The following is a 1999-nucleotide window of genomic DNA, read 5'->3' as shown; positions in this document are numbered from 1 at the left end:
GCTGAGGGTCCCGTCCTCCCAGGCCGTGCGAGCGGCGCGGCGCATCTGCCCGGCGATCTCGCGCTCGCCGACGACCATTGATTCCAGCCCGGATGCCGTCGCAAACAAGTCGACGAGGCCGTCGCGGCCCCACAGGTGGCGCAGGCGCACGTCGGCGCGGGGGGTGCGGGCGGCGGTGGCGAGCTCGCGCTCCACCGCATCCTTGAGCGCGCGAGGGTCGGCCGAGGCCGGGGTGTCGACGTAGATGGTGACCCGATTGCAGGTGCGCAGGACCATGACTCCGCGGGCGTGCGGTAGCGAGCGCATGAGGGTAGGGCCCAGGTCGTCCGCGCTGGAGAGCTGGGCGATGTCATCGAGGGGGGTGTAGCGGTGGTCCGCGGAGAGCACATGAATAGTCACAACGCGTCCATTTAAGGGCACGCGGGTGGTGTGGGCAGCGCTGGCAGCCTATTTATGTTGGTGACGCCGTGTCATTTCGAAATGTCGGCTCAATAAATGTTGCACTGCTGCGGATAAACCGGCCTAAAGGCGCGTTAATCCGGGCATTTACGGCGTGCGAGAAATTGTCTTGAACTAGACTGGAAACAGACGGAAATGCGCGAATTAACGCACGAAAACATCATTAAATTAAGGGAGACACATGACGACGCCCCCGCTGATCGCCGCCCTGACCGGGCGACGCGGGCCCACGCCCGTGTGGTTCATGCGTCAGGCCGGGCGCTCCCTGCCGGAGTACCGCCAGCTGCGCGCCGACGTCGGCCTGCCCATGCTTGAGGCCTGCCTGCGCCCAGACGTTGCCGCCGAGGCGACGCTGCAGCCCGTGCGACGCCACGGCGTGGACGCGGGCATCTTCTTTTCGGACATCATGGTCCCCCTGCGCCTGGCCGGGGTGGGCGTCGAGATTGAGCCGGGTGTCGGCCCGGTCCTCGATCGCCCCTATCGCACGCGCGAGAGCATCGACGAGCTGGCGAGCCATCGCTATGGCGAGGGCTCCTGGACCGATTCGACCGGGCGCACGCGCGACTGCGGCGAGGGTGTCCAGTGTGTGCGCGACGGCGTCGCGTCGGCGGTTCGCGAGCTGGGGTCGACACCCCTCATTGGATTCGGCGGCGCACCCTTCACCCTGGCGGCGTACATGGTCGAGGGGCGTCCCTCCCGCGATCACCTGGCGGCGCGCGCGCTCGCGGCGTCCGACCCGGGCGCATGGGACGCCCTTATGAGCTGGTGCGCGCGCGTGAGCGCCGACTTCATCACCTCTCAGGTCGAGGCGGGGGCCAGCGTCGCGCAGCTCTTCGACTCATGGGTGGGCTCCCTCTCGCCTCGCACCTATCGTGAGTCCGTCGCGCCGTACTCGCGCATGGTCGCGCAGCGCGTCGCGGGTGCCGTCAGCCCGGTGACCGGCGAGCGCGCCCCGCTCATCCACTTCGGCACGGGCAGCGCTCCGATCCTGCCTGACATGGCCGAGGTCGGGGCCGACTGCGTGGGCGTCGACTGGAAGACGGACCTGTCGTGGGCGGTCGCCCAGGTGCCCGGAAAGGCCGTGCAGGGGAATCTTGATCCCGCGCTTCTTCAGGCTCCGTGGCACGTTATCGAACAGGCTGTTCGAGATATTCTCGACGCGGGGCGCTCCGCCCCCGGCCACGTCTTTAACCTCGGGCACGGCGTGCCGCCCACGACCGACCCCGACGTCCTGACGCGCATCGTCGAGCTGGTCCGCGAGCTGGGAGGCTCCCGATGAGCCCCCGCTCGGCCACCCCCACCCACCCCGGCGCGGTCGTCGTCGGCGGAGGCATCGCCGGCCTCGTCGCCGCCTGGGAGCTGGCCCGCGCGGGCACGCGCCCCCTCCTCATCGAGGCGCGCGGATACTTGGGCGGCCTCATTGCTCGTGGCACGGTCGGTGGCGTGGACGTGGACCTGGGCGCCGAGACATACGTCGTGCGCGGCACCGACACCTCCTCGATCGTGGACGCCCTGGGGCTGACCTCGGTCGAGCCCGCCG

Annotated in this window: 2 protein-coding genes and 1 pseudogene; 2 read left to right on the top strand and 1 reads right to left on the bottom strand. The window is 69.5% G+C overall.

Translation table 11 applies throughout. From position 1 onward, the window contains the following. Positions 1 to 399: pseudogene (locus tag HMPREF1138_RS00155) on the bottom strand (glutamyl-tRNA reductase); the annotation flags it as partial. Between the two features lie 241 nt (positions 400 to 640). On the opposite strand from HMPREF1138_RS00155, the gene hemE reads away from it, so the two are divergent. Then, positions 641 to 1738 carry a uroporphyrinogen decarboxylase gene (hemE, locus tag HMPREF1138_RS00150; RefSeq protein WP_009055023.1) on the top strand — a complete coding sequence of 366 codons (1098 nt, stop codon included), beginning with the start codon at positions 641 to 643 and terminating at the stop codon, positions 1736 to 1738. Then, positions 1735 to 1999: NAD(P)-binding protein (locus HMPREF1138_RS00145; protein WP_009055026.1), on the top strand; the 265-nt coding region annotated here is incomplete at its 3' end. The genes hemE and HMPREF1138_RS00145, both read left to right, overlap by 4 nt.

The sequence above is a fragment of the Actinomyces sp. ICM58 genome, assembly GCF_000283035.1.
Lineage (GTDB): Bacteria > Actinomycetota > Actinomycetes > Actinomycetales > Actinomycetaceae > Pauljensenia.
This window is presented reverse-complemented; position numbering and strand designations above follow the sequence as displayed.

Coding starts and splice junctions, on each gene's coding strand:
- hemE (WP_009055023.1), top strand. CDS start 641: ATGACGACGCCCCCGCTGATCGCCGCCCTGACCGGGCGACGCGGGCCC.